We start from the raw sequence: 16,658 nt of genomic DNA on the forward strand, positions 1-16,658 counted from the left end.
CGCACCCGCGGGCGGGGCGCGCCTGCTGTCAGGTGGCTGACGGGAGGTCACTCCTCGTCGTCGGAGTCCCTCGCGGCAGCGTCCGACTCGTCATCGTCGGAATCGTCGTCCTCAGACTCGTCATCGTCGGAATCGTCGTCATCAGACTCGTCATCGTCCGACTCGTCGTCGTCGAAGCCTTCATCGTCATCCGACTCGTCATCGTCATCGTCCATTACGGCCGAATCGTCGAGCTCATCGATGTCCACGCCGTCGAGATCACCCGCGTGCAGAGCGCGCGGCTCGTCACCGTCGAGCAGGTCGTCGTCGATGTCATCATCGTCGTCGTCGTCGTCGTCGAGATCATCGTCGTCGAGACCCTCCGCCTCAGCCGCGACGAGATCGTCGAGCTCGTCGGCGGCGGCAGCTGCGGCCTGCTCGGCAAGCTCCACCTGATGGGCGCGGTATTCGGCGAGCCGCTCGGCCCATGGCACCCACTCGGGCGCCAGCAGCGCCCCGTCACCCGGGAGCAGCTCGACCTCGAGAACGGTCGGCTCCTCGTCGTCGACGCGGGCGACCGTGACGGTCCAGTACCAGCCGGGGTACCCGGGCAGGCGGTTCGCGAAGCGCAGCGACACCGAGCCGTCGTCTTCGAGCAGGTAGCCCGCGGCAGGGCCGATGGACGAGGCCGGCGTGATCTCACGCAGCGCGTTCAGCGCGAGATCATGAGCATCGAGGAGACGCTGGTCGGCGTCAGGCGTCGAGGTCATCGGCGACCTTGCGCAGGACGGCCGCGATCTTGCGGCTGTGGCTGGAGGAGGGGTACCGGCCGCGGCGCAGATCTGCGCCCATTCCGTCGAGCAGCTTCACGAGATCCTCGACGATGATCGCCATGTCGTCGGCCGGCTTGCGCTTCGCCTTGGCGAGACTCGGCGGTGCCTCGAGGACGCGCACCGACAGCGCCTGCAGGCCCCGCTTGCCGTCTGCCACACCGAACTCCACGCGAGCGCCCGCCTTCACCGCCGTACCCGCAGGCATGGCTGATGCGTGCAGGAAGACGTCCTGACCGTCATCGGTGGCGATGAAGCCGAAACCCTTGTCTTCGTCGTAGAACCTGACCTTGCCGGTGGGCATGGGAGAAACCTCGCTGAGTCGGTGTGGAGATATGGCGCGCTCGAACGGAGCACCCTCCTCAAGCCTAGCGGTCGCCGACGCACTAGGCTGAGAAGGATGAGCACGCCGACTTCAGAGCCCGAGATCCGCAGGGTGGACCGCATCCTCGCGTTCACTGCGCTCGGCCTCATCGCCGCCTCGATCCTCGGATTCGTCTCGATCATGATCGGCACCGCGAACGGCATGGACGAAGCAGCCTTCGCGGAAGGCGCCTGGCCGTTCATCGCGAGCATCCTGTACTGGGGTCCTCCGCTCGCCTTCGTGCTGATCGTCACGCTGCTCATCATGAGCTTCGTACGGAAGGGTCGCGCGGCATCGCGATCCTGAGGAATCACACATGAGCACGCACGCCCGACCGCTGGCCGAATGGCTGGCCGCGGCGAGCGATGACGAGCTGATCGCCCTCCTCCGAGCCCGCGGGATTCGCCCGGACGTCGGCTGGCAGGACTTCTTCGACGCCGCAGAAGCGCTTCTGGAGCCCTCGGCCCTGAACCGCGTACTGCCGACGCTCACATCCGCAGAGGCCTCGGCGCTCTTCGCAGCCGCCTCCGGAGCTGATGCCGGACGGCAGCGAACCGCGCTCATCGCGCTCGGTCTGCTGCAGACCGACGGAGCGCCCTTTCCGCCTGTGGCGGCCGCAGTGCGCGACCGCCCGGTTCCGCAACGACCGCAGGACAGCATCCCCCGCGCCTCGACGGAGGATGCCGCGGCGCACGCCGCCGAGCGCGCCCTCACCACGGTGGCTGCCGTCGCCGATCTGCTGCTGCATGCGCGAGACAAGCCGTTGACACTTCTCTCCGGGGGCACCGTGAGCGCCGGAGAGAAGAAGCAGCTGGCCGAGAACGGCATCCCGGCGGAGTCCGTCGACTCCCTCGTCCAACTGGCGGTCGACGCAGGCCTCGCCGCCGCCGACGGAAAGCGCATGGGCACGACCGCCGCCGCAGAGCAGTGGCTGCGTTTCTCGGTGGCGGAACGCTGGAGCGCGCTCGTCGGAGGCTTCCACGACTCGATGCCGCGCGGCATCCGCTCGCCCTCCGGCGGCTGGACTGCACCATCCGCGTGGCCCTCGGCCTATCCCTGGGACCCGGCCTGGCCCGAGCGCAGCGCCGCGTTGCGCGAACGCGCCCGGCTGCTCGCCGTCATCGCGGACGACGGATCGGAGCCCGCCTGGTCGGCGCCGATGCGAGCAGGGGCCGAGCCCGACGCCCGCGAGCTCACCGCGCTTCTGCCTGCGGAGGTCGACCGGATCTTCCTCCAGAACGACCTCACGGCGATCTCCCCCGGACCCCTCGCCCCCGCTCTCGACGTGCGACTGCGCACGATCGCCGATCGCGAATCCGCAGCTCAGGCTTCGTCCTACCGGTTCACCGGCGAGTCGATCGCCCGCGGCGTCGTCGCCGGCGAGACGGAGAAATCGATCCTCGACTTCCTCAGCGGGATCACTCTGACAGGCATCCCTCAGCCGTTGCACTATCTGGTCACCCAGACCGCGCAACGTCACGGACTGGTACGGGTGTCGACGGATCTGGAGACGGGCCGGACGCGCATCGACAGCGTCGATCAGAACCTCATCGAGGCGATCGCCGTCGATCAGGCGCTAAGGCCCCTGGGGCTCACGAAGCACGTCGGGTCGATCACCTCGCGCGTGGGGCGCGACACGGTCTACTGGGCGCTCACCGATGCACGCTACCCGGCGACGCTGGTCGACGAGAACGGACAAGCCATCGCAAGCGACCGGCATCCGCTGGCCCCCTCGGCCACACCGTTCCCCGACTACTCGGCGCTGATCGGAGCCCTGCGAGCGCATCAGGGCCCAGACGCGGATGCCGCATGGCTCGACAGAGAACTCGATGCGGCCGTACGAGCGCACGCCGTGCTCAAGGTCGTCGTCGGGATGCCGGACGGATCGACCAGAGAGCTGATCATGGAGGCCACAGGACTCGGCGGAGGACGTCTGCGCGGCAGGGACCGGGCCGCCGACGTGGAGCGGACGCTTCCCGTGTCCAGCATCCGATCCGCCACCATCGTCGCGCAGTAAACTGGACAGCTATGTCTGATGGCCCTCTGATCGTCCAGAGCGATCGCACAGTCCTGCTCGAGGTCGCCCACGCGGATGCCGAGAGCGCCCGCCACGAGCTCGCGATCTTCGCCGAACTCGAACGCGCCCCCGAGCACATCCACACCTATCGGATCACCCGCCTCGGCCTGTGGAACGCCCGAGCCGCGGGACACACCGCTGAGGACATGCTGGATACCCTCGAGCGCTGGTCGAGGTTCCCGGTGCCGCCCTCGGTGTCCGTCGACCTGCGCGAGACGGTGAACCGCTACGGGCGCCTCGTGATCGAGCGCGACGACGAGGGCACCCTGATCCTGCGCTCCAGCGACCCGGCCGTGCTCACGCAGGTCGCGAACAACAAGCGCATCCAGCCGCTGCTGATCGGGCATCCGGCCCCGGACGTCTACGCGGTCGATGCCTGGGCGCGCGGCCAGATCAAGCAGGAGCTGCTGAAGATCGGCTGGCCCGCCGAAGACCTCGCCGGGTACACCCCGGGCACCCCGCACGAGATCGATCTCGACGAGGACGGCTGGCAGATCCGGCCGTACCAACAGGATGCCGTCGACGCGTTCTCGAAGGACGGCTCCGGCGTCGTGGTGCTTCCCTGCGGCGCGGGAAAGACGATCGTCGGAGCAGGTGCGATGGCGGCGACAAAGACCACCACCCTGATCCTCGTGACCAACACCGTGTCGGCGAGGCAGTGGCGAGACGAGCTGCTCAAGCGCACCTCGCTCACTCCGGAGGAGATCGGCGAGTACTCGGGCCAGGCCAAGGAGGTCCGGCCGGTCACGATCGCCACCTATCAGATCCTCACCGCGAAGCGGAAGGGCGAGTACGCGCACCTCGCACTGCTCGACGCCCTCGACTGGGGACTCATCGTCTACGACGAGGTGCATCTGCTCCCCGCCCCCGTGTTCAAGCTCACGGCCGATCTGCAGGCCCGTCGACGCATCGGCCTGACAGCCACGCTGGTGCGCGAGGACGGGCGCGAGGGCGACGTCTTCAGCCTCATCGGGCCCAAGCGCTTCGACGCCCCATGGAAGCAGATCGAGGCGCAGGGCTTCATCTCCCCCGCCGCCTGCTACGAGGTGCGCGTCGACCTGCCGCCGAGCGACCGGCTCGAGTACGCGGCGGCGACCGACGACGAGCGGTACCGCCTGGCGGCATCCGCCCCCGCGAAGATCGACGCGGTCAAGGAGCTCATCGCGAAGCATCCGGACGAGCGGATCCTCGTGATCGGCCAGTACCTCGACCAGCTCGACACCCTCTCGGAGGCGCTGGACGCGCCGCAGATCACGGGTGCGACGCCGGTCGACGAGCGCGAGGAGCTCTACCGGCAGTTCCGCGTCGGCGAGATCCAGCTTCTCGTCGTCTCGAAAGTCGCGAACTTCTCGATCGACCTCCCTGAGGCCTCGGTCGCGATCCAGGTGTCGGGTTCGTTCGGCTCGCGGCAGGAGGAAGCCCAGCGGCTCGGGCGGCTGCTGCGGCCCAAGCAGTCGGGTCACACCGCCAGCTTCTACACGCTCGTGGCGCGCGACACGATCGACCAGGACTACGCACAGAATCGACAGCGATTCCTCGCCGAACAGGGGTACAGCTACACGATCATGGACGCCGACGCGATCGCCGCCTGACACCCCCGACCTCGCCGCTCCGGCAGATAATCAGCATCTGCATGTGCGAAGTCACCATAATGGGGACATGACAGCTGCCCGCATCCTGGTCGTCGATGACGAACCGAACATCCGCGACCTGCTCTCCACGGGTCTCAGCTTCGCCGGATTCCAGGTGAAGACGGTGGCCAACGGCGCCGCCACCATCTCCGCCGTCCTCGAAGAGGAGCCCGACCTCATCATCCTCGACGTGATGCTGCCGGACATGAACGGCTTCAGCGTCACCAAGCGCCTGCGCGGCGCCGGCTTCACGGCCCCGATCCTCTTCCTGACGGCCAAGGACGGCACGGAGGACAAGATCGAGGGGCTCAACGCCGGCGGTGACGACTATGTCACCAAGCCGTTCAGCCTCGACGAGATCGTCGCCCGCGCTCAGGCGATCCTGCGCCGCACGATGCAGGCCGACGAGGAGTCGATCATCCGGGCAGGCGAGCTGTCGATGGACCAGGACACGCACGACGTCCAGGTCGGCAAGGAGTCGATCGAGCTCAGCCCGACCGAGTTCAAGCTGCTGCGCTACCTCATGCTGAACCCGAACCGGGTGCTGTCGAAGGCGCAGATCCTCGACCACGTCTGGGAGTACGACTTCAACGGCGACGCCGGCATCGTGGAGAGCTACATCTCGTACCTCCGTCGCAAGATCGACCCGCACACCGAGGAATCGGTCATCCAGACCAAGCGCGGCTTCGGATACATGCTCAAGGTCGGCAAGTAGCCACCGCCCCGCACAGACGTCGACCATGGGAGGACCGCATGGCGCACAAGCCTGACGCGGTCACCCGCTGGTGGCAGGGCATCAGCCTGCGCGCCAAGGTCACGGGCGTCACCGTGGGTGTGCTCGCCCTGGGCCTGCTGGTGGCGGGCCTCGGGACCGCGCCTTTCCTGCGCAACTCGCTGATCGACAACATCAACGCGCAGTTGACATCGCTGGCTTCGACGGACCTCGTCTCGCGCTACTTCGACGTGACCGCCTCGGGCGACGAGACCGTCTACACGCAGACCGACACGCCTCGGGACTTCTCGTTCGCGATATACGACCCTGTCACCGGGGTCCTCCAGGCCACCGCCGGGAGCGCGAACGGCGGCGACACCCCGCTCTTCCCCGCCAGCTATTCGCTTCAGGAGGCCGTGGCGAATCAAGACGTGATCATCCCGCTCGAGGGGACGAAGGGCACGAGCTTCCACGCGGCCGTCGCGAACGCGCAGGGCTCCGGCGGCGGAGCGGTGCGCATCCAGCTGGTCGCCATGCCGCTCTCCGCAGCGGACCGCATCATCAGTCAGTACTTCGGCATCTACGTCACGGTGGCGCTCGTCACGATCGTGATCGCGGCCCTCCTCATCCGCGGGCTCGTCACCCTGACCTTCCGTCGGCTCGGCCAGGTCGAGTCCACCGCCATGTCGATCGCGGCGGGCAACTTCAGCCAGCGGCTGACCGACCTCGAGCCCACGACGGAGGTCGGCCGGCTCAATGCGGCGATCAACGCGATGCTCGACCGCGCCGACCATTCGCTCGCCCAGCGCGACCGCACCGTGCGCCACATGCGCCGTTTCATCGGCGACGCCAGCCACGAGCTGCGCACGCCTCTCGTCAGCGTCCGGGGCTACGCCGAGCTGTATCGCATGGGGGCGATCAAGGGCGAAGAAGACACGGCACGCGCCATGGAGCGCATCGAGAAGGAGGCGATCCGGATGGGCGTGCTCGTCGAGGACCTACTCGCCCTCGCCCGACTCGACGAGGAGCGCGAACCCGAGATCACGTCGATCGACCTGCGCCCTGTCGCCCGCGACGCTGCCCTCGATGTGCAGGCGGCTGCTCCGGGGCGCACCGTGACCGTCGTCGACAAGACGCTCGAAGCGCCTCTCACCGCTCCCATCACACGCCCCGTGCTGCCGTCGCCCGCCCCCTCGTCCACTGCGCGCGGCCTCTCCCGGGCATCACTCGCGCGGCTGCGCCGCCGTGCGCGCAACAGCGCGCCCGAGATGCCGGCGATCGACTTCAGCGAGGTCGAGGACGTGCCGGTGCGCACACCGCCGATCGTGCTGGGCGAGGAGAACAAGGTGCGACAGGTCGTCGCGAACCTGCTCGGCAACGCACGCCGATTCTCACCAGACGAGAGCCCGATCGAGATCGTCGTCGACGCCGACCGCGTCCGCGGCACCGGGAGCATCGCGATCGTCGACCACGGCGAGGGAATACCACCGCAGATCCGCGATCAGATCTTCGAGCGCTTCTGGCGAGCGGACACCTCGCGAGCACGCGAGACCGGCGGATCGGGCCTCGGACTCGCAATCGTCGCCTCGATCGTGAAGGCCCTGCACGGCAGCGTCGCGGTGACCGAGAGCCCCGGCGGAGGTGCGACGTTCACGGTGACGTTCCCGCTCGCCCCCTCGCGCGCGACTCCCGAGCACCTTCTCGAAGACACCCAGCCCCTCGAGCCGCTCGAGCTCTGAGACCTCCCCTGCACATCGGCGGCACTTCGCCGATTGTGCACACCTCGTGGCGATCGGAGCGGAGAGAGCCGATGCCGGCCTCCGCCCTTCTCTAGCGTCGGAACCCACAGATCGAAAACCTCGCAGATCAAAGGAGTTCCCATGTCCGTCTTCACCGTCGACACAGAAGCCGTCGCCACCGCGCAGGGCTCGACCCGCGCCACCATGGAGCGGCTGCAGAGCGAGTCCGCGACTCTGATGGCTCAGCTCACGCAGCTCGAGTCGTCGTGGTCGGGTGCCGCGTCGGTCGCGTTCCAGAACTGCGCGCAGCAGTGGCGCGGTGCCCAGCTCCACGTCGAGCAGGTCCTCGAGTCGATCGGCACCGCCCTCGGCGGAGCGGCGACGCAGTACGCCGACGCCGATCAGTACTCTGCGAGCCTGTTCCGCTGACCCCCCGAAAAGCAGAAACGCCCCGGCCGGAGCCGGGGCGTTTCTGTCTACTGAACTCTGGGTTCCTGAGCCGGGGCCCCGCGCCCGGAGGCTCCGGGCAGCGCGCTGGCGCTGTCTGGAGTGGGGCGTGGGGATCGAAGGATCAGAAGTCCATGCCGCCCGACGGGTCACCCATCGGAGCCGAAGCCTTCTCGGGCTTGTCGGCGACGACGACCTCGGTGGTGAGGAAGAGGCCGGCGATCGAAGCGGCGTTCTGCAGAGCCGAACGCGTCACCTTGGCCGGGTCGATGATGCCCGCGGCGAACATGTCGACGTACTCGCCGGTCGCGGCGTTCAGACCGTGCCCCGACTCCAGCCCGGCGACCTTGTTCGCGACGACACCCGGCTCGAGACCGGCGTTGAGAGCGATCTGCTTCAGCGGAGCCTCGATCGCGACGCGGACGATGTTCGCGCCGGTCGCCTCGTCGCCCGTGAGCGAGAGAGCGTCGAGGGCCTTGGTGCCCGACTGGATCAGCGCGACGCCACCACCGGGGACGATGCCCTCCTCGACGGCTGCCTTCGCGTTGCGGACGGCGTCCTCGATGCGGTGCTTGCGCTCCTTGAGCTCGACCTCGGTCGCCGCACCCGCCTTGATGACGGCGACGCCGCCGGCGAGCTTGGCGAGACGCTCCTGCAGCTTCTCGCGGTCGTAGTCGCTGTCGGTGTTCTCGATCTCACGACGGATCTGCGTGACACGACCCTCGATCTGGTCTGCCTCACCGGCGCCCTCGACGATCGTGGTCTCGTCCTTGGTGACGATGACCTTGCGTGCACGACCCAGCAGGTCGAGCGTGGCGTTCTCGAGCTTGAGGCCGACCTCTTCGGTGATGACTTGACCACCGGTGAGGATCGCGATGTCCTGCAGCTGCGCCTTGCGGCGGTCGCCGAAGCCGGGAGCCTTGACGGCGACCGACTTGAAGATGCCCTTGAGCTTGTTCAGCACGAGGGTCGCGAGAGCCTCGCCCTCGACGTCCTCGGCGATGATGACGAGCTCCTTGCCGTCCTGGATCACCTTGTCGACGATGGGCAGAAGGTCCTTGATGTTCGAGATCTTCTGGTTCGCGATCAGGATGTAGGCGTCCTCGAAGACCGCCTCCTGACGCTCGGGGTCCGTCACGAAGTACGGGTTCAGGTAGCCCTTGTCGAAGCGCATGCCCTCGGTGAGCTCGAGCTCGGTGCCGAAGGTCTGGGACTCCTCGACGGTGACCACGCCTTCCTTGCCGACCTTGTCGATCGCCTCGGCGATGAGCTCGCCGATGGCGGGGTCAGCAGCCGAGATCGATGCGGTCGCGGCGATCTGCTCCTTCGAGTCGATCTCCTTGGCGCTGGACAGCAGCTCCTCGGTGATCGCGGCGACGGCCTTCTCGATGCCGCGCTTGAGCGAGATGGGGTCGGCGCCGGCCGCGACGTTGCGCAGGCCCTCGCGGACGAGTGCCTGAGCGAGGACGGTGGCGGTGGTGGTTCCGTCACCTGCGACGTCGTCGGTCTTCTTGGCGACCTCCTTGACGAGCTCCGCGCCGATCTTCTCGTACGGGTCGTCCAGCTCGATCTCCTTGGCGATGGACACACCGTCGTTCGTGATCGTGGGAGCGCCCCACTTCTTCTCGAGCACGACGTTGCGACCGCGCGGGCCGAGCGTCACCTTGACGGCGTCGGCGAGGATGTTGAGGCCGCGCTCGAGGCCGCGGCGGGCCTCCTCATCGAAAGCGATGATCTTTGCCATGAGTTTTGTCGTCCCTCCTGGACGTAGACGTTGGGTTTAGCACTCAGAGTGAGAGAGTGCTAACGCCATTCTGGCACTCGACACCTTCGAGTGCAAGCCGCCGGAGAGGGAGACGGGCACCGCCTCAGGGCGCCGGCGTGTCCTCAGGGGCGGCCGGAGCAGAACTTACGCGGTCGAGGCCGATGACGACGGTCATCTGCTTCTGGTCGGTGGTGTTCTGATCGGCGTAGAAGTCGCTCTGCTCGACCTCTGCCCCGCCGAGGAGGTTGGCGAGTCCGATCGCCGCCAGCTCGTCAGCTGCGTCGACGTAGTACACCGTCGTCGTGGAGAAATCCTGGCTCGTGCTGTCGCTGGCGAACACGATGCCCGCCGGCCAGCCGCTGTTGATCAAGGTGTCGCGCATCTGCGTGTCGAGCCCCTCGTCGGTCGTCGCGTTCAGGATCACGACCGAATAGCTCGTGTCGACCACGCCGGTCTCGATCGGCGTGGGAGTGGAGCTCGGCACCGCCTCGGGGAACAGGCTGATGCGCCCCATGACCACGAGAGAGCCGAAGATGCCGCCGATGATGAGCACGAGAGCGGCCACGAACGACCACAGCAGAACGACCCAGCCGTTCATGCCCGGAGCCTCGGCACGGTGCGCCCCTACTCGTCCAGTCGAACGGGGGACGTCATCGAATCGGTCTCGAGTGGGCTTGGACACCCCTCGATGCTAGCCGACGAATCCTGGAGACCGTGTGGAGCGCTGGAACGCCCGGGCGTCGCGGATGCGACGGAGTCGGGCGACCAGCATCGGGTCGTATCTCAGCGCCTCTTCCGAGTCGATGAGGCGGCCCAGCAGCTGGTAGTAGCGTGCCGCGCTCATTCCGAGCTGGGCGCGGATCGCCTCCTCCTTCGCGCCGCTGTGCCGAGGCCACAGGGTCTCGAGCGCGAGGATGGCGCGGTCGCGCTCCGTCATCTCACCCAGCATGGGAACAGACTAGATCGCCGTGGCGTGCATGCCTGCGCGCCACTCCCATCGGCGCCCGAGCGGGTCGGATGCCGCGCGCACCGCACCGTCGAGGGCGACGACGAATCCCGGCCAGGTCGCGGCGTCGACCGCGGGTTCCCATACATCCAGGAGCCCTGGTGGATCGATCGTGATCCATCGGGCGGGCAGCCCGCGGATGCGCTCGACGAGCGCCGTCCTCGGCTCGCGCGGGATGTGCACGAGCACACCCGGCGTCGTGATCACGAGAGTCGCGTCGGCGGGCGCCGAGCGCGCGAGCGCGTCGACTTCGGCGAGCGCGTCGCCCGCGATCAGCAGGGGCGGATCGGATGCCGCGATGTCGAGTGCCGCGGTGAGGCGCTGCTCGCGCCCCTCCTCCCCCGGCCACACGAGTCCCTGCAGCCAGCGCCGGTCGCGGTCGTCAACCGCATCGAGAGGCGTGAGGTCGATGCCGGCGCGCCACACGACTCGCGGCAGGCGCATGGGCGGCAGGGCTCCCGTGACGACGCTCTCCAGCACCACCGGCGACGGGCCCGATTCCGGATCGAGCGTCCGCCGCACAGCGCCGGCCGCATCGATGAACCGGTACGAGTAGCGGTCGGGGTACAGGCACAGCCCTGCCGACGCCCCGATCTCCAGCAGCGCGATCGGCCCGTCGATCTCGCTGAGGACCGGGAGCAGCGGGGAGAGCCGCAGCGGCTCGTTGGTCTGCAGCCGCCTCGCCGTGCACTCGGCGACGATGTCGTCCGCGTGTGCGAGCACGAAGTCGCGCCACGCGCCGAAGCCGTCCAGGCCTGCCCCGAGCATCCGGGTCACGGCGAACACCAGCGGCGGCTGTCGCCTGTTCTCGGGTATCCGTTCGATAACCCGACTGACCGCATCATCCGCGGCGACGCCGCGCGCCCACTCGGCGTACAGTTCGCTGCGCCCTGGCGCCTCCTCCTCGGCGAAACGCGCGTATCGTCGCTGCACGGCATCCGTCATCCCTCCATTCTCGTCGCACTGCGCCCGGTCACAGGCAGACGCGAGAGAATGGGTCCATGTCGTACAGCGTGGACAAGACCGAAGAACAGTGGCGCGAAGAACTCGGCGCCGATCAGTACGCAGTGCTGCGCCAGGCCGCGACCGAGCGTGCATGGACCGGCGAGCTGCTCGACGAGAAGCGCGCCGGGCTCTACACCTGCGGCGCGTGCGGTGCCGAGCTCTTCAAGAGCGGTACGAAGTTCGACTCGGGGTGCGGCTGGCCGAGCTTCTACGAGTCGATCCGCCCCGAGGCGGTCGAGCTCATCGAGGACACGAGCTTGGGCATGTCGCGCACGGAAGTGCGCTGCAGGAACTGCGGTTCACACCTGGGCCACGTCTTCCCCGACGGCTTCGGCACGCCCACCGGCGACCGCTACTGCATGAACTCGATCGCCCTGAACTTCACGCCGGACGCCGAGTGAGCGCGCTCGAGGCGGTCCGCTCTCGCCAGTCCTGGTCGAAGGTCACCGAGCTCGCACCGGGCCGAGAGGAGCTCCTGCAGCTCGTTGCGGCCGCCGGCCGGGTCGCCGACCACTCCTCGCTGCGGCCCTGGCGCCTGATCGAGCTCCGCGGTGCGGATCGCGAAGTGCTGGGCGCTGCGATCGCGAAGGCCGAGGGCGACTCGTCTCCGTCATCGAAGCCGCTGCGCGCCCCGCTCCTCATCGCCGTGGTCGCGAGCTACCGCAAGAGCGAGAAGGTTCCGCGGTGGGAGCAGGAGGCCGTGGCCTCCGGTGTCGCGCACACGCTGAGCCTGCTGCTCGACGAGGCCGGCTGGGGCGTGCTGTGGCGCACAGGGCACTACACGCGCTCGAAAGCCGTCGCCAAGGCGCACGGCCTCGGCAAGGATGAGGAGCTGCTCGGCTGGCTGTACGTCGGCGGCAAGCCCGCCGGCAAGCGTCCGGGCCGCCGCAAAGCTGTCGACGCCCGTCGTCTTCTGACGCGACTGCCGAATCCCGAGAAGGCGTCAGCGAAGGCCGACAAGCCTTCCAAGAAGTCCAAGAAGAAGAAGTAGCCGCTCAGCCGCCCAACGCGGCGAGGAGATCGGCGAAATGATCGAGGTCGTCGGCTGACCACACGCGCAGACGCTCGCCGAGTCGCTCCTCGTAGCGCGCCCGCGCGGCGGCGACCCGCTCCTGAGCGAGGTCGGTCGCCACGAGAACCCGCGCACGGCGGTCATCGGGGTCACGGACGCTCTCGACCAGCCCCAGCTCCTCGAGCTGGCGCACCTGGCGGCTCACCGCCGACTTGTCGGTCTGCAGGCGCTCGATGATCGCCCCCGCAGAGGTGGCCTTGCCGGTCGCGATCGACGTCAGAACCTGGTAGCCGAGCGGCTGCAGGTCGGGATGCACGGTGACTGCGGCTTCACGCCAGCTCACACGGATACGCGCGAAGAGTCCGGCGAGCTCGTGCTCGACCCTGGCGACGGCGAGATCGAGATCGGACGGTTCTTCGGTCATGCTCGCCAGTGTAGAGCGCGTCGCCTCAGGCCTCGGCCAGAAGGCGGAACACCTTGGACGCCGTCCTGATCTCGTCGGCGGTCAGCTCGCCGATCACGGCGCGCAGGCGCAGGGCGTATTCGCCCCGCACCTGCGCGAGCACGGCTCGCGCCTTCGGCGTCACCGTGAGCACCCGCAGGCGGCCGTCGCGATCATCCGGGCGCGACTCCAGAAGGCCGTGGCACTCCAGCATCCGCACCTGACGACTGATGACCGACTTGTCCATCTCGAAACGCTCGGCCAGCTCGTGCGCGCTCGACGCCCCTGCACCGTCGAGGAAGGTCAGCAGCTTGTAGCCGGCCACCTGCAGCTCGGGGTCGACTCGGGCGGCGGAGTCCTTCCACAGCAGCCGGGCCTTCGCGAAGATCAGGTTCAGCTGGCCCTGGAAATCCGCCAGGGCCGCATCGACGTCCGACGGCATCGCGAGTTCCGAAGTGGACATGTCAGCGCCGCGAGGACCCGGCGCCGATGACGCCGATGGTGCCGGTCGAGGCTCCCATCTCGGCCTCCGCGACCTCGATCGCCGACTCCTCCGCCTGCTCCAGCAGCTGCTCGGCGGCGTTCTTGGTCGACAACGGCTTGTTCTTGATGAACGCGATCGCGATGATCGCGATCAGCGCGAGCGGGATCGCGATGATGAACGCGTCGGCGATGCCGTGGCCGTACGCCCCCTCGACGATCGCGCGGATCGTGTGCGGCAGCTCGCCGACCTTCGGCACGTCGCCCGAGGCGAGATGCTTCAGAGCGCCGATCTCTTCGGGTGTCGTCGGCGTGAAGCCGGCGAGCGCGTCGGTGATGTAGTTCGCCACGCTCGTCGAGAGGGTCGCCCCCATGACGGTCACGCCGATGGTGCCGGCGATCGTGCGGAAGAAGTTGACGTTCGACGAGGCGGCACCCAGCTGCTGCGGAGCGGTGTCGTTCTGCACGATGAGCGTGAGGTTCTGCATCACCATGCCGAGGCCGGCTCCGAGGATGAACATGAACGTGGCGACGAGCGGGAACGGGGTGTCGTAGCGCAGCGTCGCCATCAGGGAGACGCCGACGGTGGTCAGCACGGAGCCTGTGAGCATCCATCCCTTCCACTTGCCGAAGCGGCTGACGAGCTGGCCGATGATGATCGACGCACCCATCTGCCCGATGATCATCGGGATGGTCATGAGGCCGGACTCGGTGGGCGTGGCGCCACGGGCCAGCTGGAAGTACTGCGCGAGGAACACCGAGGTCGCGAACATCGAGACGCCGATGGCGATCGAGGCGATGACCGACAGGGTGAAGGTGCGGTTGCGGAACAGCGACATCGGCACGATCGGTTCCTTGACGAAGAACTCGACGGTGATGAAGGCGGCGATCGCGACGCCCGCGGTGACGGCGAGCATGATGCTCGTCGAGGAGTCCCAGTCGAACTGGCTCGCCGCCCATCGACACCCAGATGAGCAGGGTCGAGACGCCGACGGCGAGCAGCACGATGCCGAAGTAGTCGATCGACACCTTGGTGTCGCGCTGTGGCTTGGGCAGGTGCAGGGTGAACTGCAGCAGCACGAGGGCGAGGATCGCGAAGGGCACGCCGACGAAGAAGTTGGAGCGCCAGCCCCAGACGTCGGTGAGGAGTCCGCCGAGCAGCGGGCCGCCGATCGTGCCGAGGGCCATGATGCCGCCGACGACGCCCATGTACTTGCCGCGCTCGCGGGGCGAGATGATGAGGGCGACCGCGATCATGACGAGCGACATGAGTCCACCGACGCCGATGCCCTGGATCACACGGACGGCGATCAGCATGTTGGTGTCGGTCGAGAAGCCGGCTATCACCGTGCCGACGGTGAAGATGACGAGCGAGAGCTGCACGAGGATCTTGCGGTCGACGAGGTCGGCGAGCTTGCCCCAGATCGGGGTGGAGACGGCGGTCGCCAGCAGGCTCGCGGTGATGACCCAGGTGTACTGGGACTGGGTGCCGCCGAGGTCGGCGATGATGACGGGCATCGAGGTCGACACGACGGTGCCAGAGAGCACCGCGACGAACATTCCGACGATGAGGCCGGAGATCGCCGTGAAGACCTCGCGCGCCGAGCGCGCGGTCTCGAGGGGCGTGGAAGAAGTGGTGGTCACAGTGGAAGACTCCTGCGTAAATAGTTGATCTCCATCAACCATACGCCATTAGTTGCAATAAGGCAACTATCGATGCAGGTCAACCATTCTTGCGGTGCCCACGCCGTCGCGGAACCGCCACGACGACCGAGAGCACGGCGACGACGATCATCGTGATCAGCTGCCACAGCTGCGGGCCCGCTTCGGCAGGCCAGAGCAGATCGATGATGACGGATGCCGTGAGCTGCCCGAGCACCGATCCCAGCCCCATCAGCAGCACCCCGGTGTGCGCCACGATGAAGGCGCCGAGGAGGATGTATGCGAAGCCGAGGAGACCTCCCAGATACAGCCAAGGCTCGGGAGGCGGCGGCTGCGCCGGCCCTCGGAGCACGACGCTCACCCCTGCGGCGACCGCGAGGGCGATCACTCCGCCGACGAAGCTCATCAGCGTGGCCGCCATCGGCGACTGCACCCTCTGGGCGAGCCGCCCGTTGGCCGCCGCCTGCCAGGCGATGCCAACCCCGGCAGCGAACGGCAGCAGCAGCATCCACAGCGGCGCAGAGGCGAGCACGTCACCGGAGAGCGAGATCGCGACCGCCGCGAGGGCGAAGACTCCCCCGAGCACGCGTCCGACCGTCACGGCGACGACACCCGCAGGGCCGACGCCCAGCCGATCGAGCACCAGGCCGTGCAGAGCCTGACCCGCCACGACTCCCACCGTGAACAGCGACACCCCGAGCACTCCGGCAGTGATCCCCTGCGTGGAGACGGTGAGCGCGCCGCACGTTCCGCCCAGGAGCATCCAGAACGGGATCGTCCGTCCGCGCACTCCTCGCCACAGCCGCGCAGCACCCTGCCTCGCCGAGGGGATGCACGGGATGACCACGATCAGGATCAGAAGTCCCACCGCGAAGGATATGAAGCCCGCCACGATCCCGTTGCCGACCTCGACGCCGAGGACGCCGTTCACGCGCGCCTGCACGGCCGTCATGACCCCGATCGCCACCGCGCCGCCGAGCGCGACGGGGGCGGGCAGCGGGCGCTTCTCGATCACCTCTCGACCCTAGCCGAGCGGCTGTCCGCGGCCAGGACCCCGAACCGAGGAGCTTCTGGTCGCCCAGGGGGCGCAGGTCGTGTTCGCAGGTGCCACGCCCCGGCAGCACATGGACTGGATGCAGACCGTCGACCAGACCGGATGGCCGCACGCGATGGTGATCACCGTGCTGTCGGAACGAGCGATATCCGAGGCCCTGGCAGTGATCGGCGCACTGCGTTCCGCGGGCGTGCGGGTACTGGCGGTCACCCAACCAGGCTCGCGGACGATCGCGCGTGCGCTGGGCGTCGCGGACGCAGCGGCCCGTATCGGCGTCCGTCACAACACGGCCCGCAAGTACCTCGCTCGGATCAGGGACAAATACACTGCGGCTGGCTACCAGGCTCGGACGAAGCTCGAACTCGCCCGCCTCGCGTACGACGAAGGCTTCCTCATCCGCTGACTCCCGCTCCTGACGCGACGAAGGCTCTCACCCCAGGGGTGAGAGCCTTC

At 68.1% G+C, this 16,658-nt stretch carries 19 protein-coding genes and 1 pseudogene; 9 read left to right on the forward strand and 11 right to left on the reverse strand.

Annotated features, from left to right (window positions below; translation table 11 throughout):
- Positions 1–47: 47 nt before the first annotated feature.
- Both QFZ53_RS16675 and QFZ53_RS16680 read right to left on the reverse strand, forming a co-directional pair.
- On the reverse strand, positions 48–749 hold the full coding sequence (locus QFZ53_RS16675; protein ID WP_307298305.1) for a DUF3027 domain-containing protein: 702 nt from the start codon (positions 747–749) through the stop codon (positions 48–50).
- Entirely contained in the window at positions 733–1,113 is a 381-nt protein-coding gene (locus QFZ53_RS16680) for a cold-shock protein (protein ID WP_292906397.1), read from the reverse strand. Before QFZ53_RS16680 ends, QFZ53_RS16675 begins: the two co-directional genes overlap by 17 nt.
- Positions 1,114–1,209: 96 nt before the next feature.
- Here QFZ53_RS16680 and QFZ53_RS16685 point away from each other — a divergent pair, with 96 nt between their 5' ends.
- The 6 genes from QFZ53_RS16685 (at position 1,210) to QFZ53_RS16710 (ending at position 7,761) form a co-directional block, all read left to right on the forward strand.
- A complete protein-coding gene (locus QFZ53_RS16685; RefSeq protein WP_292906399.1) occupies positions 1,210–1,479 on the forward strand; it encodes a multidrug ABC transporter ATPase in 270 nt (89 codons plus the stop codon).
- 10 nt (positions 1,480–1,489) lie between these two features.
- Entirely contained in the window at positions 1,490–3,190 is a 1,701-nt protein-coding gene (locus QFZ53_RS16690) for a helicase-associated domain-containing protein (RefSeq protein ID WP_307298308.1), read from the forward strand.
- 11 nt (positions 3,191–3,201) lie between these two features.
- Positions 3,202–4,842 (forward strand): DNA repair helicase XPB, encoded by a 1,641-nt coding sequence (locus QFZ53_RS16695; RefSeq protein WP_307298309.1) that lies wholly within the window; start codon positions 3,202–3,204, stop codon positions 4,840–4,842.
- A gap of 67 nt (positions 4,843–4,909) precedes the next feature.
- Positions 4,910–5,596, forward strand: coding sequence for a response regulator transcription factor (locus QFZ53_RS16700; protein WP_292906405.1), 687 nt, complete (start codon positions 4,910–4,912; stop codon positions 5,594–5,596).
- Positions 5,597–5,634: 38 nt separating this feature from the next.
- Positions 5,635–7,332, forward strand: a complete 1,698-nt coding sequence (locus QFZ53_RS16705; RefSeq protein WP_307298312.1) for a sensor histidine kinase — start codon at positions 5,635–5,637, stop codon at positions 7,330–7,332.
- A 141-nt stretch (positions 7,333–7,473) separates the two neighbouring features.
- Positions 7,474–7,761, forward strand: coding sequence for a WXG100 family type VII secretion target (locus QFZ53_RS16710; protein ID WP_292906409.1), 288 nt, complete (start codon positions 7,474–7,476; stop codon positions 7,759–7,761).
- 142 nt (positions 7,762–7,903) lie between these two features.
- Here QFZ53_RS16710 and groL read toward each other — a convergent pair whose 3' ends face one another.
- From groL to QFZ53_RS16730, 4 genes are all read right to left on the reverse strand, one after another.
- Positions 7,904–9,523, reverse strand: coding sequence for a chaperonin GroEL (gene groL, locus QFZ53_RS16715; protein WP_292906411.1), 1,620 nt, complete (start codon positions 9,521–9,523; stop codon positions 7,904–7,906).
- Between the two features lie 124 nt (positions 9,524–9,647).
- Entirely contained in the window at positions 9,648–10,142 is a 495-nt protein-coding gene (locus tag QFZ53_RS16720; RefSeq protein WP_307298315.1) for a LytR C-terminal domain-containing protein, read from the reverse strand.
- A 93-nt stretch (positions 10,143–10,235) separates the two neighbouring features.
- The gene (locus QFZ53_RS16725; protein ID WP_307298317.1) at positions 10,236–10,493 is read right to left on the reverse strand and encodes a DUF3263 domain-containing protein; all 258 of its coding nucleotides are present in this window, start codon (positions 10,491–10,493) and stop codon (positions 10,236–10,238) included.
- Positions 10,494–10,502: 9 nt separating this feature from the next.
- Positions 10,503–11,495, reverse strand: coding sequence for a DUF2332 domain-containing protein (locus QFZ53_RS16730; RefSeq protein ID WP_307298319.1), 993 nt, complete (start codon positions 11,493–11,495; stop codon positions 10,503–10,505).
- A gap of 56 nt (positions 11,496–11,551) precedes the next feature.
- On the opposite strand from QFZ53_RS16730, the gene msrB reads away from it, so the two are divergent.
- Together msrB and QFZ53_RS16740 are read left to right on the forward strand one after the other, a co-directional pair.
- A complete protein-coding gene (gene msrB, locus QFZ53_RS16735; RefSeq protein WP_292906414.1) occupies positions 11,552–11,956 on the forward strand; it encodes a peptide-methionine (R)-S-oxide reductase MsrB in 405 nt (134 codons plus the stop codon).
- Positions 11,953–12,546, forward strand: coding sequence for a nitroreductase family protein (locus QFZ53_RS16740; protein ID WP_292906415.1), 594 nt, complete (start codon positions 11,953–11,955; stop codon positions 12,544–12,546). Before msrB ends, QFZ53_RS16740 begins: the two co-directional genes overlap by 4 nt.
- 4 nt (positions 12,547–12,550) lie before the next feature.
- On the opposite strand, the gene QFZ53_RS16745 is transcribed toward QFZ53_RS16740, so the two are convergent.
- From QFZ53_RS16745 to QFZ53_RS16765, 5 genes and pseudogenes are all read right to left on the reverse strand, one after another.
- Positions 12,551–12,991, reverse strand: a complete 441-nt coding sequence (locus QFZ53_RS16745) for a MarR family winged helix-turn-helix transcriptional regulator (protein WP_307298323.1) — start codon at positions 12,989–12,991, stop codon at positions 12,551–12,553.
- Between the two features lie 25 nt (positions 12,992–13,016).
- The gene (locus tag QFZ53_RS16750; RefSeq protein WP_292906419.1) at positions 13,017–13,472 is read right to left on the reverse strand and encodes a MarR family winged helix-turn-helix transcriptional regulator; all 456 of its coding nucleotides are present in this window, start codon (positions 13,470–13,472) and stop codon (positions 13,017–13,019) included.
- Between the two features lies 1 nt (position 13,473).
- Positions 13,474–14,406, reverse strand: a complete 933-nt coding sequence (locus QFZ53_RS16755; RefSeq protein ID WP_307298325.1) for an MFS transporter — start codon at positions 14,404–14,406, stop codon at positions 13,474–13,476.
- Positions 14,407–14,494: 88 nt separating this feature from the next.
- Positions 14,495–15,175 (reverse strand): annotated as a pseudogene (locus QFZ53_RS16760) (MFS transporter); the annotation flags it as partial.
- Between the two features lie 37 nt (positions 15,176–15,212).
- Positions 15,213–16,163: a DMT family transporter gene (locus QFZ53_RS16765; protein WP_373426335.1), complete on the reverse strand. Its 951-nt coding sequence runs from the start codon at positions 16,161–16,163 to the stop codon at positions 15,213–15,215.
- 82 nt (positions 16,164–16,245) lie between these two features.
- Between QFZ53_RS16765 and QFZ53_RS16770 the strand changes: the two genes are divergently transcribed.
- The gene (locus QFZ53_RS16770; RefSeq protein ID WP_307298329.1) at positions 16,246–16,608 is read left to right on the forward strand and encodes a hypothetical protein; all 363 of its coding nucleotides are present in this window, start codon (positions 16,246–16,248) and stop codon (positions 16,606–16,608) included.
- Positions 16,609–16,658: the final 50 nt, after the last annotated feature.

Source organism: Microbacterium natoriense (assembly GCF_030816295.1).
GTDB classification, from domain to species: domain Bacteria; phylum Actinomycetota; class Actinomycetes; order Actinomycetales; family Microbacteriaceae; genus Microbacterium; species Microbacterium natoriense_A.

Bases quoted from the DNA above. Each gene is read 5' to 3' on its own strand.
- QFZ53_RS16675 (WP_307298305.1), bottom strand. From the start codon at position 749: ATGACCTCGACGCCTGACGCCGACCAGCGTCTCCTCGATGCTCATGAT.
- QFZ53_RS16680 (WP_292906397.1), bottom strand. From the start codon at position 1,113: ATGCCCACCGGCAAGGTCAGGTTCTACGACGAAGACAAGGGTTTCGGC.
- QFZ53_RS16685 (WP_292906399.1), top strand. From the start codon at position 1,210: ATGAGCACGCCGACTTCAGAGCCCGAGATCCGCAGGGTGGACCGCATC.
- QFZ53_RS16690 (WP_307298308.1), top strand. From the start codon at position 1,490: ATGAGCACGCACGCCCGACCGCTGGCCGAATGGCTGGCCGCGGCGAGC.
- QFZ53_RS16695 (WP_307298309.1), top strand. From the start codon at position 3,202: ATGTCTGATGGCCCTCTGATCGTCCAGAGCGATCGCACAGTCCTGCTC.
- QFZ53_RS16700 (WP_292906405.1), top strand. From the start codon at position 4,910: ATGACAGCTGCCCGCATCCTGGTCGTCGATGACGAACCGAACATCCGC.
- QFZ53_RS16705 (WP_307298312.1), top strand. From the start codon at position 5,635: ATGGCGCACAAGCCTGACGCGGTCACCCGCTGGTGGCAGGGCATCAGC.
- QFZ53_RS16710 (WP_292906409.1), top strand. From the start codon at position 7,474: ATGTCCGTCTTCACCGTCGACACAGAAGCCGTCGCCACCGCGCAGGGC.
- groL (WP_292906411.1), bottom strand. From the start codon at position 9,523: ATGGCAAAGATCATCGCTTTCGATGAGGAGGCCCGCCGCGGCCTCGAG.
- QFZ53_RS16720 (WP_307298315.1), bottom strand. From the start codon at position 10,142: ATGAACGGCTGGGTCGTTCTGCTGTGGTCGTTCGTGGCCGCTCTCGTG.
- QFZ53_RS16725 (WP_307298317.1), bottom strand. From the start codon at position 10,493: ATGCTGGGTGAGATGACGGAGCGCGACCGCGCCATCCTCGCGCTCGAG.
- QFZ53_RS16730 (WP_307298319.1), bottom strand. From the start codon at position 11,495: ATGACGGATGCCGTGCAGCGACGATACGCGCGTTTCGCCGAGGAGGAG.
- msrB (WP_292906414.1), top strand. From the start codon at position 11,552: ATGTCGTACAGCGTGGACAAGACCGAAGAACAGTGGCGCGAAGAACTC.
- QFZ53_RS16745 (WP_307298323.1), bottom strand. From the start codon at position 12,991: ATGACCGAAGAACCGTCCGATCTCGATCTCGCCGTCGCCAGGGTCGAG.
- QFZ53_RS16750 (WP_292906419.1), bottom strand. From the start codon at position 13,472: ATGTCCACTTCGGAACTCGCGATGCCGTCGGACGTCGATGCGGCCCTG.
- QFZ53_RS16755 (WP_307298325.1), bottom strand. From the start codon at position 14,406: ATGCTCGCCGTCACCGCGGGCGTCGCGATCGCCGCCTTCATCACCGTC.